This is a genomic window from Cupriavidus sp. FW306-01-F10A (assembly GCF_058782785.1).
The window spans coordinates 153,439-171,686 of record NZ_JBYSYA010000008.1; the positions used below are offsets into that span (position 1 = coordinate 153,439).

Annotated in this window: 21 protein-coding genes; 7 read left to right on the forward strand and 14 right to left on the reverse strand. The window is 65.2% G+C overall.

Annotated elements, in window-relative coordinates:
- The 5 genes from moaD to AC3WLF_RS14375 all read right to left on the reverse strand — a co-directional run bounded on the left by moaD (position 1) and on the right by AC3WLF_RS14375 (position 5,765).
- Positions 1-258, reverse strand: a complete 258-nt coding sequence (gene moaD, locus AC3WLF_RS14355) for a molybdopterin converting factor subunit 1 (RefSeq protein WP_492319949.1) — start codon at positions 256-258, stop codon at positions 1-3.
- A gap of 32 nt (positions 259-290) precedes the next feature.
- Positions 291-1,529, reverse strand: a complete 1,239-nt coding sequence (locus tag AC3WLF_RS14360) for a molybdopterin molybdotransferase MoeA (protein ID WP_492319948.1) — start codon at positions 1,527-1,529, stop codon at positions 291-293.
- Between the two features lie 173 nt (positions 1,530-1,702).
- Complete coding sequence (gene thrC / locus AC3WLF_RS14365; protein WP_492353353.1) at positions 1,703-3,148, reverse strand: threonine synthase; 1,446 nt, start codon at positions 3,146-3,148, stop codon at positions 1,703-1,705.
- A gap of 21 nt (positions 3,149-3,169) precedes the next feature.
- Positions 3,170-4,480, reverse strand: a complete 1,311-nt coding sequence (locus tag AC3WLF_RS14370) for a homoserine dehydrogenase (RefSeq protein ID WP_492358420.1) — start codon at positions 4,478-4,480, stop codon at positions 3,170-3,172.
- A gap of 49 nt (positions 4,481-4,529) precedes the next feature.
- Entirely contained in the window at positions 4,530-5,765 is a 1,236-nt protein-coding gene (locus tag AC3WLF_RS14375; RefSeq protein WP_492319946.1) for a pyridoxal phosphate-dependent aminotransferase, read from the reverse strand.
- Between the two features lie 344 nt (positions 5,766-6,109).
- Here AC3WLF_RS14375 and AC3WLF_RS14380 point away from each other — a divergent pair, with 344 nt between their 5' ends.
- The 5 genes from AC3WLF_RS14380 (at position 6,110) to AC3WLF_RS14400 (ending at position 10,521) form a co-directional block, all read left to right on the forward strand.
- The gene (locus AC3WLF_RS14380; RefSeq protein ID WP_018309168.1) at positions 6,110-6,493 is read left to right on the forward strand and encodes an Mth938-like domain-containing protein; all 384 of its coding nucleotides are present in this window, start codon (positions 6,110-6,112) and stop codon (positions 6,491-6,493) included.
- A 125-nt stretch (positions 6,494-6,618) separates the two neighbouring features.
- On the forward strand, positions 6,619-7,083 hold the full coding sequence (locus AC3WLF_RS14385; protein WP_492352290.1) for a peroxiredoxin: 465 nt from the start codon (positions 6,619-6,621) through the stop codon (positions 7,081-7,083).
- 404 nt (positions 7,084-7,487) lie between these two features.
- Entirely contained in the window at positions 7,488-9,191 is a 1,704-nt protein-coding gene (locus tag AC3WLF_RS14390) for a PhoH family protein (protein WP_010810471.1), read from the forward strand.
- 149 nt (positions 9,192-9,340) lie between these two features.
- Positions 9,341-9,802, forward strand: a complete 462-nt coding sequence (locus AC3WLF_RS14395; protein WP_492319944.1) for a hypothetical protein — start codon at positions 9,341-9,343, stop codon at positions 9,800-9,802.
- 47 nt (positions 9,803-9,849) lie between these two features.
- The gene (locus AC3WLF_RS14400; RefSeq protein ID WP_492319943.1) at positions 9,850-10,521 is read left to right on the forward strand and encodes a C40 family peptidase; all 672 of its coding nucleotides are present in this window, start codon (positions 9,850-9,852) and stop codon (positions 10,519-10,521) included.
- 60 nt (positions 10,522-10,581) lie between these two features.
- Here AC3WLF_RS14400 and AC3WLF_RS14405 read toward each other — a convergent pair whose 3' ends face one another.
- The 8 genes from AC3WLF_RS14405 to AC3WLF_RS14440 form a co-directional block, all read right to left on the reverse strand.
- Positions 10,582-11,589, reverse strand: coding sequence for an inorganic phosphate transporter (locus tag AC3WLF_RS14405; RefSeq protein ID WP_010809518.1), 1,008 nt, complete (start codon positions 11,587-11,589; stop codon positions 10,582-10,584).
- A 13-nt stretch (positions 11,590-11,602) separates the two neighbouring features.
- The gene (locus AC3WLF_RS14410) at positions 11,603-12,229 is read right to left on the reverse strand and encodes a DUF47 domain-containing protein (protein WP_010809517.1); all 627 of its coding nucleotides are present in this window, start codon (positions 12,227-12,229) and stop codon (positions 11,603-11,605) included.
- Between the two features lie 190 nt (positions 12,230-12,419).
- Positions 12,420-13,811 (reverse strand): replicative DNA helicase, encoded by a 1,392-nt coding sequence (locus AC3WLF_RS14415; protein ID WP_010809516.1) that lies wholly within the window; start codon positions 13,809-13,811, stop codon positions 12,420-12,422.
- 160 nt (positions 13,812-13,971) lie between these two features.
- A complete protein-coding gene (rplI, locus tag AC3WLF_RS14420; protein ID WP_492319942.1) occupies positions 13,972-14,424 on the reverse strand; it encodes a 50S ribosomal protein L9 in 453 nt (150 codons plus the stop codon).
- 32 nt (positions 14,425-14,456) lie between these two features.
- The gene (gene rpsR, locus AC3WLF_RS14425) at positions 14,457-14,735 is read right to left on the reverse strand and encodes a 30S ribosomal protein S18 (protein WP_006163606.1); all 279 of its coding nucleotides are present in this window, start codon (positions 14,733-14,735) and stop codon (positions 14,457-14,459) included.
- A 3-nt stretch (positions 14,736-14,738) separates the two neighbouring features.
- On the reverse strand, positions 14,739-15,038 hold the full coding sequence (gene priB / locus AC3WLF_RS14430; RefSeq protein WP_492319941.1) for a primosomal replication protein N: 300 nt from the start codon (positions 15,036-15,038) through the stop codon (positions 14,739-14,741).
- Positions 15,039-15,115: 77 nt separating this feature from the next.
- Positions 15,116-15,490 (reverse strand): 30S ribosomal protein S6, encoded by a 375-nt coding sequence (gene rpsF / locus AC3WLF_RS14435; protein WP_010809513.1) that lies wholly within the window; start codon positions 15,488-15,490, stop codon positions 15,116-15,118.
- A 116-nt stretch (positions 15,491-15,606) separates the two neighbouring features.
- Positions 15,607-16,599, reverse strand: coding sequence for an asparaginase (locus tag AC3WLF_RS14440; protein WP_492358421.1), 993 nt, complete (start codon positions 16,597-16,599; stop codon positions 15,607-15,609).
- A 255-nt stretch (positions 16,600-16,854) separates the two neighbouring features.
- Between AC3WLF_RS14440 and lexA the strand changes: the two genes are divergently transcribed.
- Together lexA and AC3WLF_RS14450 are read left to right on the forward strand one after the other, a co-directional pair.
- A complete protein-coding gene (lexA, locus tag AC3WLF_RS14445) occupies positions 16,855-17,508 on the forward strand; it encodes a transcriptional repressor LexA (RefSeq protein WP_013957143.1) in 654 nt (217 codons plus the stop codon).
- Positions 17,509-17,618: 110 nt separating this feature from the next.
- The gene (locus AC3WLF_RS14450) at positions 17,619-17,789 is read left to right on the forward strand and encodes a hypothetical protein (RefSeq protein ID WP_010809510.1); all 171 of its coding nucleotides are present in this window, start codon (positions 17,619-17,621) and stop codon (positions 17,787-17,789) included.
- Between the two features lie 39 nt (positions 17,790-17,828).
- On the opposite strand, the gene AC3WLF_RS14455 is transcribed toward AC3WLF_RS14450, so the two are convergent.
- Positions 17,829-18,176: a hypothetical protein gene (locus AC3WLF_RS14455; protein ID WP_492319939.1), complete on the reverse strand. Its 348-nt coding sequence runs from the start codon at positions 18,174-18,176 to the stop codon at positions 17,829-17,831.
- Between the last annotated feature and the right edge of the window lie 72 nt (positions 18,177-18,248).

Below are 18,248 nucleotides of genomic sequence, written 5' to 3' on the forward strand. Positions count from 1 at the left end.
TCAGCCTCCGGTCACTGGTGGGAAAAAGGCGACTTCGCAGCCGTTGGCAATCGCCGTATCGGGGCGCGCCACCGCATGGTCGACGGCCATGCGCAGCGCGCGGCCTTCGGCTAGAGTTTCGGCCCAGGGGCCGCCGCGCTGAATCAGCCAGTGGCGTAATTCGCCCACGGTGCGCACCTCGGCCGGCACCTCGGCGCGCTCTTCGGCCACGCCCAGTTGCTCGCGCACGCTGGCAAAGAATCTGAGTTCGATGATCATCACTGCTTCTGCGTCCTGGTAATACGGGCCGGCTACGCGAGCAGGCCGTCAAACGGAATGAACTGCACGGTATCGCCGCGCGCGATCGGCTGGTTGGGCGGATTGTCGATCAGGCCATCGCCCCATACGGTGGAGGTCAGCACGCCCGAGCTCTGGTTGGGGAACAGGTCCAGCCCCCCCTCGGCATTGATGCGAGCGCGCAGGAACTCATTGCGGCGGTCGCCCTTCTTCAGCTCGAAATCCGCGCGCAGCGGCAGGCGCCGCGGGGTCACGCCGGCCACGCCCTGCAGGCGCAGGATGAACGGGCGCACGAACAGCAGGAAGGTCACGAAGCTGGACACCGGGTTGCCCGGCAAACCCAGGAAGAACGCCGGCTCAGCATCGTTGTTGACCTGCCCGAACGCCAGCGGCTTGCCCGGCTTGATCGCGATCTGCCACATGTCGAGCCGTCCTTCGGCCTCGACCGCGGGCTTGATATGGTCTTCCTCGCCGACCGAAACACCGCCCGAGGTGATGATCAGGTCGTGCCCCTGCGCCGCACGGCGCAGCGTCTCGCGCGTGGTGGCCAGTGTGTCGGGAACGATGCCGAAGTCGCTGACCTCGCAGCCCAGGTTTTCCAGCAGGCCGCGCAGCGTGAAGCGGTTGGAGTTGTAGATGGCGCCCGGCTTGAGCGGCTCGCCCGGCATCGCCAGCTCGTCGCCGGTGAAGAACACGGCCACGCGCACGCGCCGCACCACGTCCAGCTTCGCCTGGCCGACCGATGCGGCCAGCCCCAGCGCCTGCGGCGTCAGCCGCGTGCCGGCCGGCAGGATCACGCTGCCGGCTTCGATATCCTCGCCCGCGCGCCGCACCCATTCACCGGATTGCGGCACGTGGTTGACGATCACGTCCTCGCCCTCGGCGGTGCATTGCTCCTGCATCACCACGGCGTCGGCGCCCGGCGGGATCAGCCCGCCGGTGAAGATGCGCGCGGCGGTGCCGGGTTCCAGCGCGGTGCCGACATGGCCGGCGGGAATCCGTTGCGACACGCGCAGCCGCGTGCCGGCAGCGGGCACATCGCCCGCGCGCATGGCGTAGCCGTCCATCGAGGTATTGTCTGCCGGCGGCACGCGCAGCGTGCTGGTCACGGGCGCGGCCAGCACGCGGCCGTTGGCGTGGAGCGTGTCGATGGATTCAAGCTGCGCCAGCGGACGGGCGGCGCCGAGCAGCGCGTCGAGCGCCTGGGCCATGGTCAGCATCGGGGGGCGGGAAGGTGCTGCGGCTTGGGTCATGGTGCGATGTGGGAAAGTGTTGGCCCACGAAAAACGGCCCGCGCATTGCCGGCACCCACTTGGTTGGGGCAGGCAATCCGGGGGCCGGAGATCGGGCCCGCAGCCTGATTGTAGCGAGTTGGCGCGGGCCCGGCATGCGGCAGCGCCGCAGCGGGCTGCACGCGCCCGCGCGCTTACAGGCCGGTGTGGCCGGCGATGTAGGCCTTGACCTGCGCGGCGTCGGCCGGCATCACTTCAAAGCGCTGCGGCAGGCTCTCGATGCCCTCGAACCTGGCCGGGCGCTCCGGCTCGTGGCCAAGCGCTTCGCGGATGGTGTCGGCGAACTTGGCCGGCAGCGCGGTTTCCAGCACCACCATCGGCACGCCGGCGCCGAGATGCTCGCGCGCCACCTTGACGCCATCGGCGGTATGGGTATCGATGGTGATACCGTAGCGCGACGACAGGTCGCGGATGGTGGCCACGCGGTCGTCATGCGTGCTGCGGCCCGAGACAAAGCCGAACTCGCGGATGCGGTCGAATTCCGGCGTGCCCGACAGGTCGAAGCCGCCCTTCTCTTCCACGTCGCGGAACAGCGCCACCAGCTTGCCGGCGTCCTGGCCGAGCAGGTCGAACACGAAGCGCTCGAAGTTCGAGGCCTTGGAAATATCCATGCTCGGGCTCGAGGTGTGGTACGTCTCGGCCGACTTGCGCACGCGGTAGGCACCGGTGCGGAAGAACTCGTCGAGCACGTCGTTCTCGTTGGTGGCCACTACCAGCTTGTCGATCGGCAGGCCCATCATGCGCGCGATATGGCCGGCGCAGACGTTGCCGAAGTTGCCCGACGGCACGCAGAACGAGACCTTCTGGCCGGGGCCGCTGGTCGCCAGCAGCCAGCCCTTGAAGTAGTACACCACCTGGGCCACGACGCGCGCCCAGTTGATCGAGTTGACGGTGCCGATCTTCTGGCGCGCCTTGTAGTCGAGGTCGTTGGAGACCGCCTTGACGATGTCCTGGCAGTCGTCGAACACGCCTTCGACGGCGAGGTTGAAGATGTTGGCGTCCTGCAGGCTGAACATCTGCGCGGTCTGGAACGCGCTCATCTTGCGGTGCGGGCTCAGCATGAACACGCGGATGCCGCGCTTGCCGCGCATGGCGTATTCTGCCGCGCTGCCGGTATCGCCGGAAGTCGCACCCAGGATGTTCAGCTCCTGCCCGGCGCGGCCCAGCGCGTACTCGAACAGATTGCCGAGCAGCTGCATCGCCATGTCCTTGAAGGCCAGCGTCGGGCCGTTGGACAGGCCCAGCAGTTGCAGCCTGGTGCCGCCCTCTTCACCGAGCGTGCGCAGCGGCGTGATGTCGGCGGTGTTGTCGCCTTCGCGCGCATTGCAGTACACCTCGGGCGTATAGGTCTTGCGCGTCAGCGCGCGCAGGTCTTCGGCAGGAATATCGTCGCAGAACTTGCGTAGGATCTCGTAGGCCAGGTCGGCATACGACAGCTTGCGCCACGCTTCGAGCTCATCGGCGGTGACTTGCGGGTACTGGGTAGGCAGGTACAGCCCGCCGTCCGGCGCCAGGCCGCCCAGCAGGATCTCGGAAAACGATTGCGGCATCTCATGGCCGCGGGTCGACTGGTATTTCATGTGAATCAGCAGGTCCGGCCCTTAGTTCAGTTCTTCCATGCGCAGGCGCGTCACGGCGGACAGCACGGTGGGCAGCGCCTCGATCTTGGCGATCGCCGCGTTGACGTGCTTCTCGCGCGTGATGTGCGTGAGGATGATGATGTCGGTCTGCGGCTCGCCTTCGCGCGATTCCTTCTGCAGCATGGCGTCGATCGAGATGCCGCCCTCGGCCAGGATGCGGGTGATCTCGGCCAGCACGCCGGTCTCGTCGGCCACGCGCATGCGCAGGTAGTACGAGCTGTTGATCTCTTCGATCGGCAGCACCGGCACGCTCGACAGCTCATCCGGCTGGAACGCCAGGTGCGGCACGCGATGGTTCGGGTCGGCGGTGTGCAGGCGGGTCACGTCGACCAGGTCGGCAATCACGGCCGAGGCGGTCGGCTCGGCGCCGGCGCCCTTGCCGTAGTAGAGCGTCGCGCCCACGGCGTCGCCCTGCACCAGCACCGCGTTCATCGCACCTTCGACGTTGGCGATCAGGCGCGAGGCCGGCACCAGCGTCGGATGCACGCGCAGCTCGACACCGTCGTCGCGGCGGCGGGTGATGCCCAGCAGCTTGATGCGGTAGCCCAGTTCCTCGGCGTACTTGATGTCGATGGCTGACAGCTTGGTGATGCCTTCCACGTGGGCCTTGTCGAACTGCACCGGCATGCCGAAGGCGATCGCGCTCATCAGCGTGACCTTGTGCGCGGCATCGACGCCTTCGATGTCGAAGGTCGGGTCGGCTTCGGCGTAGCCGAGCTGCTGCGCTTCCTTCAGCACCACGTCGAAATCGAGGCCCTTGTCGCGCATCTCGGACAGGATGAAGTTGGTGGTGCCGTTGATGATGCCGGCGATCCACTGGATGCGGTTGGCGGTCAGGCCTTCGCGCAGCGCCTTGATGATGGGGATGCCGCCGGCGACGGCAGCCTCGAACGCCACGATCACGCCCTTGCGGCGCGCGGCTTCGAAGATCTCGTTGCCGTGCACGGCCAGCAGCGCCTTGTTGGCGGTGACCACGTGCTTGCCGTTCTCGATCGCCTTGAGCACCAGCTCGCGCGCGATGCCGTAGCCGCCGATCAGTTCGATGACGATGTCGATGTCGGGGCGGTTGACCACCTCGTTGACATCGCTGACGATCTCCACTTCCCCGTTGGTCAGTTCGCGCGCGCGTTCGGTGTTGAGATCGGCCACGATGGCAATCTCGATGCCGCGGCCGGCGCGGCGGCGAATTTCTTCCTGATTGCGCTTGAGCACGTTGAACGTGCCGCTACCGACGGTACCGATGCCGAGCAGGCCAACTTTGATGGGGTTCATGGACAATCTTCTGAGTTGCTAAGGATGAATTGCGGCGCGGCCCGCGAAATCAGGCCGCTACCTTGCCGTGGCGTTTTCGGTACGCCTCGAGGAAGCGCGCGATGCGGCCGATGGCCTCGCGCAGGTCTTCCTCGTGCGGCAGGAACACGATGCGGAAATGATCGGGCTTGGCCCAGTTGAAGCCCGAGCCCTGCACCAGCAGCACCTTGGACTCCTGCAGCAGTTCGTAGATGAACTCCTGGTCGTCCTGCACCGGGTACATCGACAGGTCGAGCTTGGGAAACAGGTAAAGCGCCGCCTTGGGCTTGACGCAGGTAACACCCGGGATCGCGGTGATCAGCTCGTAGGCCAGGTCGCGCTGGCGGCGCAGGCGCCCGCCTTCGTTGACCAGGTCGTTGATGCTCTGGTAGCCGCCCAGCGCGGTCTGGATCGCCCACTGGCCCGGAACGTTGGCGCACAGGCGCATCGACGACAGCATGTTCAGGCCTTCGATATAGTCGATGGCCGGGCGCTTGTCGCCCGACACCACCATCCAGCCGGCGCGGTAGCCGCACGAGCGGTAGTTCTTCGACAGGCCGTTGAAGGTCACGGTCAGCACATCGGTCGAGAGCGAGGCGATCGAGGTGTGGGTGTGGCCGTCGTACAGGACCTTGTCGTAGATCTCGTCGGCATAGATGATCAGGCCGTGCTCGCGCGCGATGGCGACGATCTCGAGCAGCAGCTCGTCCGAATACAGCGCCCCGGTGGGGTTGTTCGGGTTGATGATGACGATGGCCTTGGTATGCGGCGTGATGCGGGCGCGGATATCGGCCGGATCGGGCATCCAGTCATTGGACTCGTCGCAGATATAGTGCACCGGCGTGCCGCCCGAAAGGCTCACCGCGGCGGTCCACAGCGGGTAGTCCGGCGCCGGCACCAGCACTTCGTCGCCGGCATTGAGCAGCGCGTTGACGGCCATCACGATCAGTTCGGAGGCACCGTTGCCGACATAAATATCGTCCAGGCCAACGCCTTCGATATTTTTTTGCTGGGTATAGTGCATGATCGCCTTGCGTGCGGCGAAAATTCCCTTGGAATCAGAATAACCTGCCGAATTCGGCAGGTTTCGCATCATGTCCTGCTGAATCTCTTCCGGCGCGTCAAAGCCGAACACGGCCAGGTTGCCGATATTCAGCTTGATGATCTTGTGCCCTTCTTCCTCCATCTGCTTGGCCTTTTCCAGCACCGGTCCGCGGATGTCGTAGCAAACGTTATTGAGTTTGTTGGATTTCTGGATGGGTTTCACGGCGATGTCGGGCAAGCGTAGCGTGCCGCGTCGGCGGCACCGGACAGGGAATCTGGGCGAATCTGAATTAATGCCGAAGCCCCGTGCGGAAGCCCCGCGCCGGGGCGACGTCCGCTGCAATGCAACGCGAACGTGGCAGACAGGGAGGCAAAAGCTATAATTTATCGGATTATGACAGACTTCGGCAGGGATTCTTGCATTGCAGCGTGCGCTTGCCGCGCACACGCCAGGCGCCTGCGCACTGTCGTCCATCCTGTCGTCCACACCGTACCCGCCCGGGGTGCCGGCCATCCGCCCCACGGGCCGGCCCGCCAGCCCGCGGCGGCCGCCGCAGAGGCCTCCAAGTGAAACTCCACGCCGACCAGCCCCAGTCGCTCAATACCGTCACGGCCTACGGGCCGGGCTACATCGAGATCAACCTCGTCCGTCACACCAACTCGGTCCTGGTCATGCCCGAGGGCGAAGTCCGGCCCTGGCCGGTCAGCCGCTTCGAAGACCTGGAACCCGCGCATTTCGAGCAGCTGGTGGAGCTCGGCCCCGAAGTGGTGCTGCTCGGCACCGGCTCGCGGCTGCGCTTCCCGCACCCGCGCCTGACCGCGTCGCTGTCACGCCGCCATGTCGGGGTGGACGCCATGGACCTGCAGGCCGCCTGCCGCACCTACAACATCCTGATGGCGGAAGGTCGCAAGGTGGCGGCGGTGCTTCTGCTCGAACCCGAAGCCGCCTGATCTTTGCAAAAGTTGAGCCGGCGCCACGCTTGAAGTCCGGCAGGGCGCCCCAATCTGCCCCGCCAAGGTGGCAGCCCCCTCACCCGATTCTCCGATCCCCTGCCCCTCCCCCAGGAGCCACAAGCATGACCGTCAGTCTGAACAAGGCCGTACCCGACTTCAGCGCGCCGATGACCGGCGACGCCACCTTCCGCCTTGCCGACAACCGCGGCAAGACGGTGGTGCTGTACTTCTACCCGAAGGACAACACGCCGGGTTGCACCACGGAGGCCATGAACTTCCGCGACCAGTATGAGGATTTCCAGAAGGCCGGCGTACAGGTGTTCGGCATCTCGCGCGACAGCATCCGCTCGCACGAGAACTTCAAGGCCAAGCTTGAGCTGCCCTTCGAGCTGATCTCCGACGCCGACGAAGCCGTGTGCACGCTATTCGATGTCATCAAGATGAAAAAACTCTATGGCAAGGAGCACCGGGGCATCGAGCGCAGCACCTTCATCATCGACGGCAAGGGCATCCTGCGCCACGAGCTGCGCGGCATCAAGGTGCCGAGCCATGTTGACGAGGTCCTGGAAATCGTGCGCGGGATCTGAGGTATCACGTCGGTATCGGCCTTGCCTCTGCACGGACGCCAAGCCGGACGTGCTGTGTCGCAACAAGCCGTTGGCAAACCCAATTGCCAAACCCAAAACCTTCGGATACATTGGCCCGTAATGAGTTCAGATTCCGGATGCCACGCTGTTTCGACTCCCCGGCCCAGGCGGTTCGCGCCACAGGCCGGTAGCGGATCTGCCGTGTCGGCAGTCCGCAAAAGAGCCGCCAATCCTGTTATGCAGGCATGGCGGCTTTTTTGTTTGCAGCCGCGTCTGTGCTCATGCCTGTCCGCGCCGGGAGCCTCGCGCATGCATGCCCCGGCCATCGGCCGCCACGACGTATCGCGGCGTCGCGGCACGGACACCCTCGCCCCCTTCTTGTCCCCCTGAAAGGAATGCCAAGCATGCCGCTGCCTACCATGCCCGCCAAGCCTGCCCAATTGCTGGATCCGAGCGAGTTTGCTCCGGTCTCCGCGGTGCCCAAGGCCAAAGCCGCCACACAGGGCAAGAAACCTGTGCCGGCGCTCGAGCGCGTGGCATTGCTGGAAACCGGCGACACCGAGGTGCCTGAGGTCCAGGCCCGCGCCGCCGGTGGCACCCGTGCCCGCAGCACCGAGACCCCGGCCGTATCGACGCCTGCCGTCAATGCCGCACCGGTCAGCCTGGTCAAGCCGTCCACCGGCCCCACGCGCCGCGCCCGCAAGTCCGAAGGCCCGAGCAAGCTGTTCGTGCTCGACACCAACGTGCTGATGCACGACCCGGCCTCGCTGTTCCGCTTCGAGGAACACGACATCTATCTGCCGATGATGACGCTCGAAGAACTGGACAACCACAAGAAGGGCATGAGCGAAGTCGCGCGCAACGCGCGCATGGTCAGCCGCACGCTCGATTCGCTGGTGGGCGGCACCGACGGCGTGCTCGACGAAGGCCTGCCGCTGGCCAAGCTGGGCAACCGCGATGCGCAGGGCAAGCTGTTCTTCCAGACGCGCCTGAACGACATCAAGTTGCCTGAAGGCCTGCCGCAGGGCAAGGCCGACAACCAGATCCTGGGCGTGGTCAGCGCGCTGCAGCAGCAGTACCCCGAGCGCCAGGTCGTGCTGGTGTCGAAAGACATCAACATGCGCATTAAGGCGCGCGCACTGGGCCTGCCGGCCGAAGACTACTTCAACGACCAGGTCCTGGAAGACAAGGACCTGCTCTATGCCGGCGTGCTGCAGCTGCCCGGCGACTTCTGGACCAGGCACGGCAAGGGCGTGGAAAGCTGGCAGGACCCGAAGTCAGGCGCCATGTTCTACCGGCTCACCGGGCCGCTGGTGCCGTCGTTCCTGGTCAACCAGTTCGTCTACCTGGAACCGGTCGACGGCAGCCTGCCGCTGTACGCGCAGGTCAAGGAGATCAACGGCAAGACCGCGCTGCTGCAGACGCTCAAGGACTACACGCACCACAAGAACAATGTGTGGAGCGTTACCGCCCGCAACCGCGAGCAGAACTTCGCGCTCAACCTGCTGATGAACCCGGACATCGACTTCGTCACGCTGCTCGGCCAGGCCGGCACCGGCAAGACCCTGCTGGCGCTGGCAGCCGGGCTGGAACAGGTGCTGGACCAGAAGCAGTACAACGAGATCATCGTCACGCGCGCGACGGTGCCGGTGGGCGAAGACATCGGCTTCCTGCCCGGCACCGAGGAAGAGAAGATGCAGCCCTGGATGGGCGCGTTCGACGACAACCTCGAGGTGCTGCAGAAGAGCGACGACAGCGCCGGCGACTGGGGACGCGCCGCCACGCAGGAGCTGATCCGGTCGCGCATCAAGGTCAAGAGCATGAACTTCATGCGCGGACGCACCTTCGTCAACAAGTTCGTCATCATCGACGAGGCACAGAACCTGACGCCCAAGCAGATGAAGACGCTGGTGACGCGCGCGGGCCCCGGCACCAAGATCATCTGCCTGGGCAATATCGCGCAGATCGACACGCCGTACCTGACCGAGGGTTCGTCGGGCCTGACCTACGTGGTCGACCGCTTCAAGGGCTGGAGCCACAGCGGCCATATCACGCTGGCGCGCGGCGAACGCTCGCGCCTGGCCGACCACGCCGGCGACGTGCTCTGACACCGGCAACCTGAGGGCGCGCCCAGCCGGTGGCGGGGCGCGCCCGCAGTGCCTGAGCGCCGTCGTCAACGGCAAGCACTTTGGGGCTATGATGGCCCCATGTTTGGCCCCATGTTTGCCGTTGCCCCGCATCCCCACTGGAGGCGTCGATGAATACCCAGCATCTGCCCGGCAGGCATGCGCCTGCCGTTGCCCGCAGCCAGCACAGGCAGCGCCTTGCGCTGGCCATGCTGGCAGCCGCCGGCATCGCGCTGGCCGCCAGCTGGCGCCCGGCCCATGCCGCCGCCGAAGAAATGGTGATCCGCACCATGGGCCCGGTCAGCTACGTCTGCGGCGGTGTCGCCGAGGACGAGCGCCAGGCGCTGGCCGCGAAGGAAAAGGACTTCAACATGGGCATCCTGTTCACACAGGGTGCGAACGGTGAATTCCTGTCGGACGTGGCGGTCAGGCTGGTGCGCGACGAGCAGGAAGTCGCCAGCTTCCGCGCCGCCGGCCCGCGCTGCCTGATACGTGCGCCCGAAGGCAGCTACAATATCGAGGCCAGTTACAAGGGCCAGGCCAAGTCCATCAAGGTCAGCACCGGTACGCGCAACGCCCAGCTACGCTGGTAGCGGCAAGGCTTCCGGTGCGCCGGCAGGCCTGCGACCGGAAGCCCAGGATGCCATTGCGCCGTACCCGAATTCCCACCCATCCATTGCGTGCGCAGGGCCTGCTTGTCCAGGTCCGGCTGCCGCTGCTCTGCGCCGCCGCCCTGCTGCTGGCGGCCTGCGCCAGTTCCCCGCCTTCGCGCCACGCCGGCCTGCCGCGCACGCCGGGCAAGCCCATGATCGACCCCAGCGCCGGACTGGAAGAGATTTCGATCCAGGCGATGTCCCTGGTCGGCACACCCTATCGCTACGGCGGCAATACGCCGGACTCCGGCTTCGACTGCAGCGGGCTGGTGCGCTACGTGGTGTCGCGCGCGGCCAATGTGAACCTGCCCCGCACCACCGAGGCGATGGGCACCCGCGGCAGCTCGCTGGACCGCAGCGAGGTGGCATCCGGCGACCTGGTGTTCTTCAACACCACCGGCCGCGCCAATTCGCACGTGGGCATCTACGTCGGACAGAACCGCTTTGTCCATGCGCCGTCGTCCGGCGGCACGGTCCGTCTCGAAGACATGGGCAAGCCTTACTGGGCCGCGCGCTACAACGGCGCGCGCCGCGTGGTCGCGGCGGTCAACCAGCCGCCGGCGCCGGTGGCACCCCCGGCCGCGCCACCGCTGCCTGAGCCCGCGCCGGCTCCACTTCCGGTCGACGACGATCCCATCGCTGCCTTCGCCAACCAGTGAAGCGCCCAAACAAAAAGCCAGGCATCAGCCTGGCTTTTTGTTGGTACGGCCGCCCCTGCCTTACAGGATATGCCGCCCGATCCACCATGCGATCGCCGCCATGAAGGCCGACGCCGGGATCGTCAGCACCCAGGCCCAGACGATATTGCCGGCCACGCCCCAGCGCACCGCCGACATCTTCTGCGCCGAGCCGACGCCGACGATGGCGCCGGTGATGGTATGCGTGGTCGATACCGGCACGCCCAGCGCCGAGGCAAAGAACAGCGTAATCGCCCCGCCCGTCTCGGCGCAGAAGCCGCCGACCGGCTTGAGCTTGGTGATCTTCTGGCCCATGGTGCGCACGATCCGCCAGCCGCCGAACAGCGTGCCCATGCCGATGGCCACGTAGCAGCTGACGATCACCCAGGTCGGCGGCTGGCCGCCGGCGACCACATGGCCGCTGGCGATCAGCAGCATCCAGATGATGCCGATGGTCTTCTGCGCGTCATTGCCGCCGTGGCCCAGGCTGTACAGCGAGGCTGAAACCAGCTGCAGCCGGCGGAACCAGCGGTCCACCCGCGACGGCGGCGTGCGGAAGAAGGTCCAGCCCACCATCACCATCATCAGCGAACCGAGCAGGAAGCCCAGCAACGGCGAGACCAGGATGAACGCCACCGTCTTCAGCAGGCCGCTGCCCACCAGCGCGCCCGTGCCGGCCTTGGCCACCGCCGCGCCCACCAGCCCGCCGATCAGCGCATGCGACGACGACGACGGGATGCCGTAGTACCAGGTGATGACGTTCCAGGCGATCGCCCCGACCAGGGCCCCGAATATCACGTAGTGGTCGACGATATTGACGTCGATGGTGCCGGTCCCCACCGTGGCCGCCACCTTCAGGTGAAAGACAAAGATTGCGACGACGTTGCACATCGCCGCCATTGCCACCGCATGGTGCGGCTTGAGCACGCCGGTGGACACCACCGTGGCAATCGAGTTGGCCGCGTCGTGGAAGCCGTTCATGAAGTCGAACAGCAGCGCGAGCGCCACCAGCAAGGCGATCACCCACAGGCTCATTTGTATGGTCTGCATGCCGATTGCCGCCTCAGGCGTTTTCCAGGACGATGCCTTCGATGATGTTGGCGACGTCCTCGCACTTGTCGGTGATCGTCTCGAGCTGTTCGTAGATGGCCTTCAGCTTGATCAGGCGCTTGACGTCGGTCTCGTCGCGGAACAGCTTGGACATCGCCGAACGCATTACGCGGTCGGCTTCAGATTCAAGCTGGTCGATCTGCTGGGCGGTCTTCAGGATGGTGCTGGCATTGCCCATGTCCTCGAGCAGGCCCACCGCGATCTTGACCTGGTCGCAGCACTGCACGCAGATGGCCGCCAGGCGCAGCGCCTCGTCGGTCAGGTTGGTCACGTCGTACAGCGAGATGGTCTCGGCCACGTCTTCCATCAGGTCCAGGATGTCGTCCATGGTCGTGATGAGCTTGTGGATCTCGTCGCGGTCCAGCGGCGTGATGAAGGTCTTGTGCAGCAGGTCGATGGTGTCGTGCGTGATCCGGTCGGCCTTCTTTTCGGTGGCCTGGACGCGGCGGGCATGGGCCTCGGCGTTGGGCAAGTCGTTGACCAGTGCCTGGAGCTCATGGGCGGCGGTCACCGCGCAGTCGGCATGCTGGTTGAAATATTCGAAGAACTTGCCCTCCGTGGGCATGAATCGGCCGAACATGGAATGTTCCTTGTGGCAGCGTAGTGACGCTGCTGATTGTGTTGCAGGATTGGGCGGACGCGTTGCATGACAGTCGCGGGTGGCGACTGTCATCAAAGCGCAATATTTTACAGGGTTACTGGGACATTGCCCGCGAATTTGGCGCAAACAAGCGGCGCCGCACGGACGATTGCAGGCTGGCTTGACTTCGTCAGGTATCGTTGTCGAAGAAAGCCGGGCCGCCGCTGAAGTTGTCGAACTTGGTGAACTGGCCCAGGAAGGTCAGGCGCACCGTGCCGATCGGGCCGTTACGCTGCTTGCCGATAATGATCTCGGCCGTGCCCTTGTCCTGGGAGTCCGCGTTATAGACTTCGTCGCGGTAGATGAACAGGATCACGTCGGCATCCTGTTCGATAGCGCCGGATTCGCGCAGGTCGGACATCACCGGACGCTTGTTGGGACGCTGTTCCAGGCTTCGGTTCAGCTGCGACAGTGCAATCACCGGACAGTTGAGTTCCTTGGCCAGACCCTTGAGCGAACGGGAGATTTCGGAAATTTCCGTGGCGCGGTTCTCGCCGCCGCCCGAACCTGACATCAGCTGGAGGTAATCGATGATGATCAGGCCAAGCTGCCCGCACTGGCGCGCCAGGCGCCGCGAACGGGCACGCAGCTCCATCGGGTTCAGCGCCGGAGTTTCGTCGATGAACAGCTGGGTGTCGTTCATGCGCTGGATCGCATGCGTCAGCCGCGGCCAGTCTTCATCCAGCAGGCGGCCAGTGCGCAGCCGGTGCTGGTCAAGGCGGCCTACCGAGCCGAGCATACGCATGGCCAGCTGGGTGCCCGCCATTTCCATCGAGAACACGGCCACCGGCAGGCCCTGCTCCACTGCCACATGCTCGCCGATGTTCAGCGAGAACGCGGTCTTGCCCATCGACGGGCGGCCGGCCACGATGATCAGGTCGCCCGGCTGCATGCCGCTGGTCATCTTGTCCAGGTCGATGAAGCCGGTCGGCACGCCGGTGACGTCGGTGGTGGAATCGCGGTGGTACAGCTCGTCGATGCGCTCGACCACCTGGGTCAGCAGCGGCTGGATTTCCTGGAAACCCTTCTGGCCGCGCGAGCCTTCTTCGGCAATCGCAAAGACCTTGGACTCAGCCTCATCCAGCAGCTCGCGCACCTCGCGGCCCTTGGGCGCGAACGCGGCCGAGGCGATATCGTCGGCCGCCGTCACCAGCTTGCGCAGCACCGAGCGCTCACGCACGATCTCCGCGTAGCGGCGGATATTCGCCGCGCTGGGCGTGTTCTGCGCCAGCGAATTCAGGTAGGCCAGCCCGCCCACTTCCTCGGCCTTGCCGGCGACCTGCAGCATTTCATAGACCGTGATCACGTCGGCCGGCTTGGTGGCCGAGATCAACCGGGCGATGCTCTGGAAGATCATCCGGTGGTCAAAACGATAGAAATCCGCCTCGGAAATGAAGTCCGCAATGCGGTCCCAGGCGGCGTTGTCCAGCAGCAGGCCACCCAGCACCGATTGCTCGGCTTCGATGGAATGCGGCGGGACCTTGAGGTTCTCGAGTTGGGGGTCGGCGACAGGCGCGTTCATGGGGAGGGATTATAACGGCGGGAGGACGCACTTCGCCGGACATTTGGCGACCGGGCAGGCAAAGACAAGCGGGCAACAAAAAAAGGCAGGAGCCGGGGCTCCTGCCTTTTTTGCTTGCGGTGCTTCAGCCGGCGCAGCGCGCCGGCAAGGCGGCACGTCCTTAGACGCTCTCACCCACGACCGACACGGTCACGTCGACCACGACGTCCGTGTGCAGCGCAACGCTGACCGGGTGGTCGCCCACCATCTTCAGCGGACCATTCGGCATGCGAACCTGGGCCTTTTCCAGCTTGAAGCCTTGGCCAGCCAGGGCTTCAGCGATGTCGGCATTGGTCACGGAACCGAACAGGCGGCCGTCCACACCCGACTTCTGGCTGATCTGGACGCTCAGGCCGTTCAGCTTCTCGCCTTCGGCTTGCGCGGCGGCCAGCTTCTCGGCAGCGGCCTTCTCCAGCTCGGCGCGCTTGACTTCGAATTCGGCGATCGCGGTTTGCGTAGCACGGCGGGCCTTCTTGCCCGGGATCAGGAAGTTACGGGCGTAACCGTCCTTCACCTTGACGATGTCACCCAGGTTGCCCAGGTTGATGACTTTTTCCAGCAGAATAATTTGCATCGTATTCTCTCCTTAACGGACCTAGGGCCTGATCAGTTCTTGTGCAGGTCGGTGTACGGCATCAGCGCGAGGAAACGCGCACGCTTGATGGCCGTATCCAGCTGACGCTGATAGTGAGCCTTGGTACCGGTCAGGCGGGCCGGCGTGATCTTGCCGTTGTCGCCGATGAAGTCCTTCAGGGTGTCCAGATCCTTGTAGTCGATCTGTTCCACGCCAGCCACGGTGAAGCGGCAGAAGCGCTTGCGCTTGAACAGCGGGTTCTGTTGCTGGAAGCGCTTCTTGTTCTTGTTGTCACGTTTGACGAATGCCATGATTCAATCCTTTTCGAATGCTTTACATCCAGTGATGTGAAAGACGAGAGCCTTGCTGTTGCGGTGCTTGCGGGCCAGGAATCCTTCGCAGTCGAGCAGCGTGCCGAGCGGTAACCGCTCCAGACGCTGGCCAACCTGTCCGACCCCCATCGCTGCGATTGCAAACTCGACCTGCCGCGGCGTTTGCGCCTCGACGGCCTCGCCGCTGTACTGCAGGATGCAGTTCACGACGGGGACCCCGGCCGGGGTATAGCGCAGGGCATCGCGTTCCGCCAGGGTGGCGGCAAGCCGAAGCTGGTTCAACGCGGGACCTCTTGCTGGTTGCAATCCATGCTGCCGTGGCCGACGCTGTCAGCCATGGCGCGCACCGCAGTCCGCACTCAGGCGGCCTGGCCTTCGGTGGTCGTTTGCGCGGCCTTGCGGGCTTCTTCGCGCTGCACTTCCTTCATCATCGGCGAAGGTGCAGTCTCGGCCTTCTTGGTCTGCACGATCAGGTGGCGCAGGACGGCGTCGTTGAACTTGAACGCGTGTTCCAGTTCAGCCAGCGTTTCCTTGCCGCATTCGATGTTCAGGCAAACGTAGTGAGCCTTGGCCAGCTTCTGGATCATGTAAGCCATCTGGCGACGGCCCCAGTCTTCCACGCGGTGAACGTTGCCGTTCTGCGAGGTCACGAGCTGCTTGTAGCGCTCGATCATGGCCGGCACTTGTTCGCTCTGGTCCGGGTGGACGATGAAGACGATTTCGTAATGACGCATTGACGCTCCTTTTGGATTAGCCACCCGGGCGTCACGAGTCCGGTGTGGCAAGGTTGAATAGCCTTAGATTATAGCCCGCATGGCGGCAAGTGCGCAAGCCGCTGATTACAGACAAATCAGGCGTTGGCAAACACGGCCTGCAGCCTTGCCGGATCCCGCGCCAGGCCTGAGTCGGCTGCCAGCGCCAGGGCCAGCAGCACGCGCGTCTTATAGGGATTGAGGTCCGTTGCGGAAACAAAAGCTCCATCCGTCGGGCTGAGCTGGGGCGGAATCGCCACATGGCCGGCCCCGGTGCGGGAACTGCGCACCACGGCCACGCCCGCGGCAGCGGCATCGGCCAGCGCCTCGGCCAGCACCTCATGCACAGAGCCATTGCCGGCGGCAGCCACCACCAGCCCGGCAACACCCGCGCGGACCAGCGCATCCACTGCCACCCTGCCCGGCTGCGCGTAGCTCGCCACGATCTCCACCATCGGCCACGCCGCCGGCATCGGCCCGATCACCCAGGCCACGCGTGGCGCGCGGGCGAAGCGCACGTAGTCGTCCTGCACGAAACCCAGCGGCCCGCTGGCCGAAACAAAGGCGTCCACCGCCGACGTGTGGGCCTTGGCCACATCCCGCGCAGCGTGGATCTGCTGGTTCAGCACCACCAGCACACCCTTGCCGCGCGCATCGGGATGAGCGGCCACGCGCACCGCATCCAGCAGGTTCAGCGGCCCATCGGCCGACAGCGACGTCGACGGCCGCATTGCCGCCGTCATCACCACGGGCACCGGACACGATTGCGTCAGGTGCAGCGCCATCGCAGTTTCTTCCAGCGTATCGGTGCCGTGGGTGATCACGATGCCAGCCACGTCGGGCTGCGCGGACCAGTGCTCAACCCGCGCCGCCAGCGTTTGCCAGAGCGTGAAGGTCATGTCCTTGCTGTCGACCTGGGCCACCTGCTCGGCCTCGATGCGAGCCGCCGACTGCAGCGCGGGCACCGCTGCCAGCAACGACGACACCGGCACGGTCGCCGCCTGGTAGCGTGCGCTGCTGGCAGAGTTTCCGGCCGCGCCAGCAATGGTGCCGCCGGTGGCCAGTACGACGATGCGAGGCAATTGGGTCATGGAGCGTGCAAAGAAAGTGGAAAGGCAGGAATGCCGATTGTAACGGGCGCGCCCCGCCTCGCCGCGGCTCTCGCCGGTGATCCGCATTCCGTCCATGAGACACGCCCCAAAAATTCTGCTTGCGCTCAGGCCGATACTGTATAAAATCACAGCATACTGTTTAAACATACAGTGCCCGGCCAGACGGATGCAGGATAAAGGATCGACCGATCCTCTTACCCGAAACCCCGCGGCCCCGCACGGAACGGCGATCCCATGGCGACCCTGACACCCCGGCAGCAGCAGATTTTCGATCTGATCCGCAACACGATCCGCCGCACCGGCTTTCCGCCCACGCGCGCCGAAATCGCCGCAGAGTTTGGCTTCTCCTCGCCCAATGCCGCGGAAGAACACCTGAGGGCGCTGGCACGCAAGGGCGTGATCGAACTGACCCCGGGCGCTTCACGCGGCATCCGCCTGAAGGTGGCACGCAGCGATTCGGAAATGCCCGACCAGTTTTCGTTGCCGATGGCCGGCGTGATGCAGCTGACGCTGCCGCTGGTGGGCCGCGTTGCCGCCGGCAGCCCGATACTCGCCGCCGAGCATATCGACCGCCAGTACCAGGTCGACGCCTCGGTCTTCGACGAACGCCCCGATTACCTGCTGCGAGTGCGCGGCCTGAGCATGCGCGATGCCGGCATCCTCGACGGCGACCTGCTGGCCGTGCGCCGCGCCAGCGAAGCCGCCAACGGCAAGATCGTGGTGGCGCGCCTGGGTGATGACGTGACCGTCAAGCGCCTGCAGCGTCGCGGTGGCCATATCGAACTGATCGCAGAAAACCCGGACTTCACCAACATCATCGTGGAGCCTGGCGAGGAGTTCTCGCTGGAAGGCATCGCCGTCGGGCTGATCCGATCCTCCGGCTTCTAACCGGGCACCGCAGGCCAACCGCCTGCGCGGGCCCACCCGCTTCCATTGCTTTGCAGACGCCGCCCGGCTTGCCGGGTGTTGACCCCGCTTTGCCTAAAAGAGGTGCCACCATGCCGCAAATCCACCAAGTCGCCGCCCGTCGCCCGGTCAAGCCTGTGCCGTTCCGCCAGAGCAAGGGCGTACGCGTCTACCAGGGTACGCAGCGCCGCACCATGGTCGGCAGCATGGCGGCGATCTGCCGCATGCTTGAACTCGAAACCGCCGAAAAGCTGGCCGCCTGAAATCTGCCGACTGTCTCCGAGCAGCTGCGGGCGCCGCCCTCAGCTACGCGGCGCACACGCCTTGGCTTCGGCTTCCAGCTCCGTCGGCGTCAGCTGCGGGAACCAAGTATCGCTCTTGCGCAGCTCCAGCGCCGTACCATCCTGCTTCGCCGTCAGCGAAATCAGATAGGCGTATTGGTATTCACCGCCAGACGTGGTCTGGCCGATGCGGATCTCGGTCTGGCTCTTCGCCGGATAGTTGACGACCGCGGCGTCATCGCCCAGATTGTTGCGCAGGCATTTCGCAACCTCACCCATCTTGGCGGGCGTGAACAAGCGCATCGGCGCACGCGCGCGAATGTCCTTTTCAGAAGTGCCGGTGGCACACCCTGCCACCATGGCTGCCATCGCTACGCCAACCGCTGCCGCTCGAACAGACATACCACCCCCGGGAAATGCAGAACGGCGCCCTCGCGAGGC

Coding starts and splice junctions, on each gene's coding strand:
- AC3WLF_RS14415 (WP_010809516.1), bottom strand. CDS start 13,811: ATGAACGCGCCTGTCGCCGACCCCCAACTCGAGAACCTCAAGGTCCCG.
- AC3WLF_RS14455 (WP_492319939.1), bottom strand. CDS start 18,176: ATGGCAGCCATGGTGGCAGGGTGTGCCACCGGCACTTCTGAAAAGGAC.
- AC3WLF_RS14370 (WP_492358420.1), bottom strand. CDS start 4,480: ATGAACCCCATCAAAGTTGGCCTGCTCGGCATCGGTACCGTCGGTAGC.
- lexA (WP_013957143.1), top strand. CDS start 16,855: ATGGCGACCCTGACACCCCGGCAGCAGCAGATTTTCGATCTGATCCGC.
- AC3WLF_RS14395 (WP_492319944.1), top strand. CDS start 9,341: ATGAATACCCAGCATCTGCCCGGCAGGCATGCGCCTGCCGTTGCCCGC.
- AC3WLF_RS14400 (WP_492319943.1), top strand. CDS start 9,850: ATGCCATTGCGCCGTACCCGAATTCCCACCCATCCATTGCGTGCGCAG.
- AC3WLF_RS14450 (WP_010809510.1), top strand. CDS start 17,619: ATGCCGCAAATCCACCAAGTCGCCGCCCGTCGCCCGGTCAAGCCTGTG.
- rpsF (WP_010809513.1), bottom strand. CDS start 15,490: ATGCGTCATTACGAAATCGTCTTCATCGTCCACCCGGACCAGAGCGAA.
- AC3WLF_RS14385 (WP_492352290.1), top strand. CDS start 6,619: ATGACCGTCAGTCTGAACAAGGCCGTACCCGACTTCAGCGCGCCGATG.
- rplI (WP_492319942.1), bottom strand. CDS start 14,424: ATGCAAATTATTCTGCTGGAAAAAGTCATCAACCTGGGCAACCTGGGT.
- AC3WLF_RS14405 (WP_010809518.1), bottom strand. CDS start 11,589: ATGCAGACCATACAAATGAGCCTGTGGGTGATCGCCTTGCTGGTGGCG.
- rpsR (WP_006163606.1), bottom strand. CDS start 14,735: ATGGCATTCGTCAAACGTGACAACAAGAACAAGAAGCGCTTCCAGCAA.
- thrC (WP_492353353.1), bottom strand. CDS start 3,148: ATGAAATACCAGTCGACCCGCGGCCATGAGATGCCGCAATCGTTTTCC.
- AC3WLF_RS14360 (WP_492319948.1), bottom strand. CDS start 1,529: ATGACCCAAGCCGCAGCACCTTCCCGCCCCCCGATGCTGACCATGGCC.
- AC3WLF_RS14440 (WP_492358421.1), bottom strand. CDS start 16,599: ATGACCCAATTGCCTCGCATCGTCGTACTGGCCACCGGCGGCACCATT.
- AC3WLF_RS14390 (WP_010810471.1), top strand. CDS start 7,488: ATGCCGCTGCCTACCATGCCCGCCAAGCCTGCCCAATTGCTGGATCCG.
- AC3WLF_RS14410 (WP_010809517.1), bottom strand. CDS start 12,229: ATGTTCGGCCGATTCATGCCCACGGAGGGCAAGTTCTTCGAATATTTC.
- moaD (WP_492319949.1), bottom strand. CDS start 258: ATGATCATCGAACTCAGATTCTTTGCCAGCGTGCGCGAGCAACTGGGC.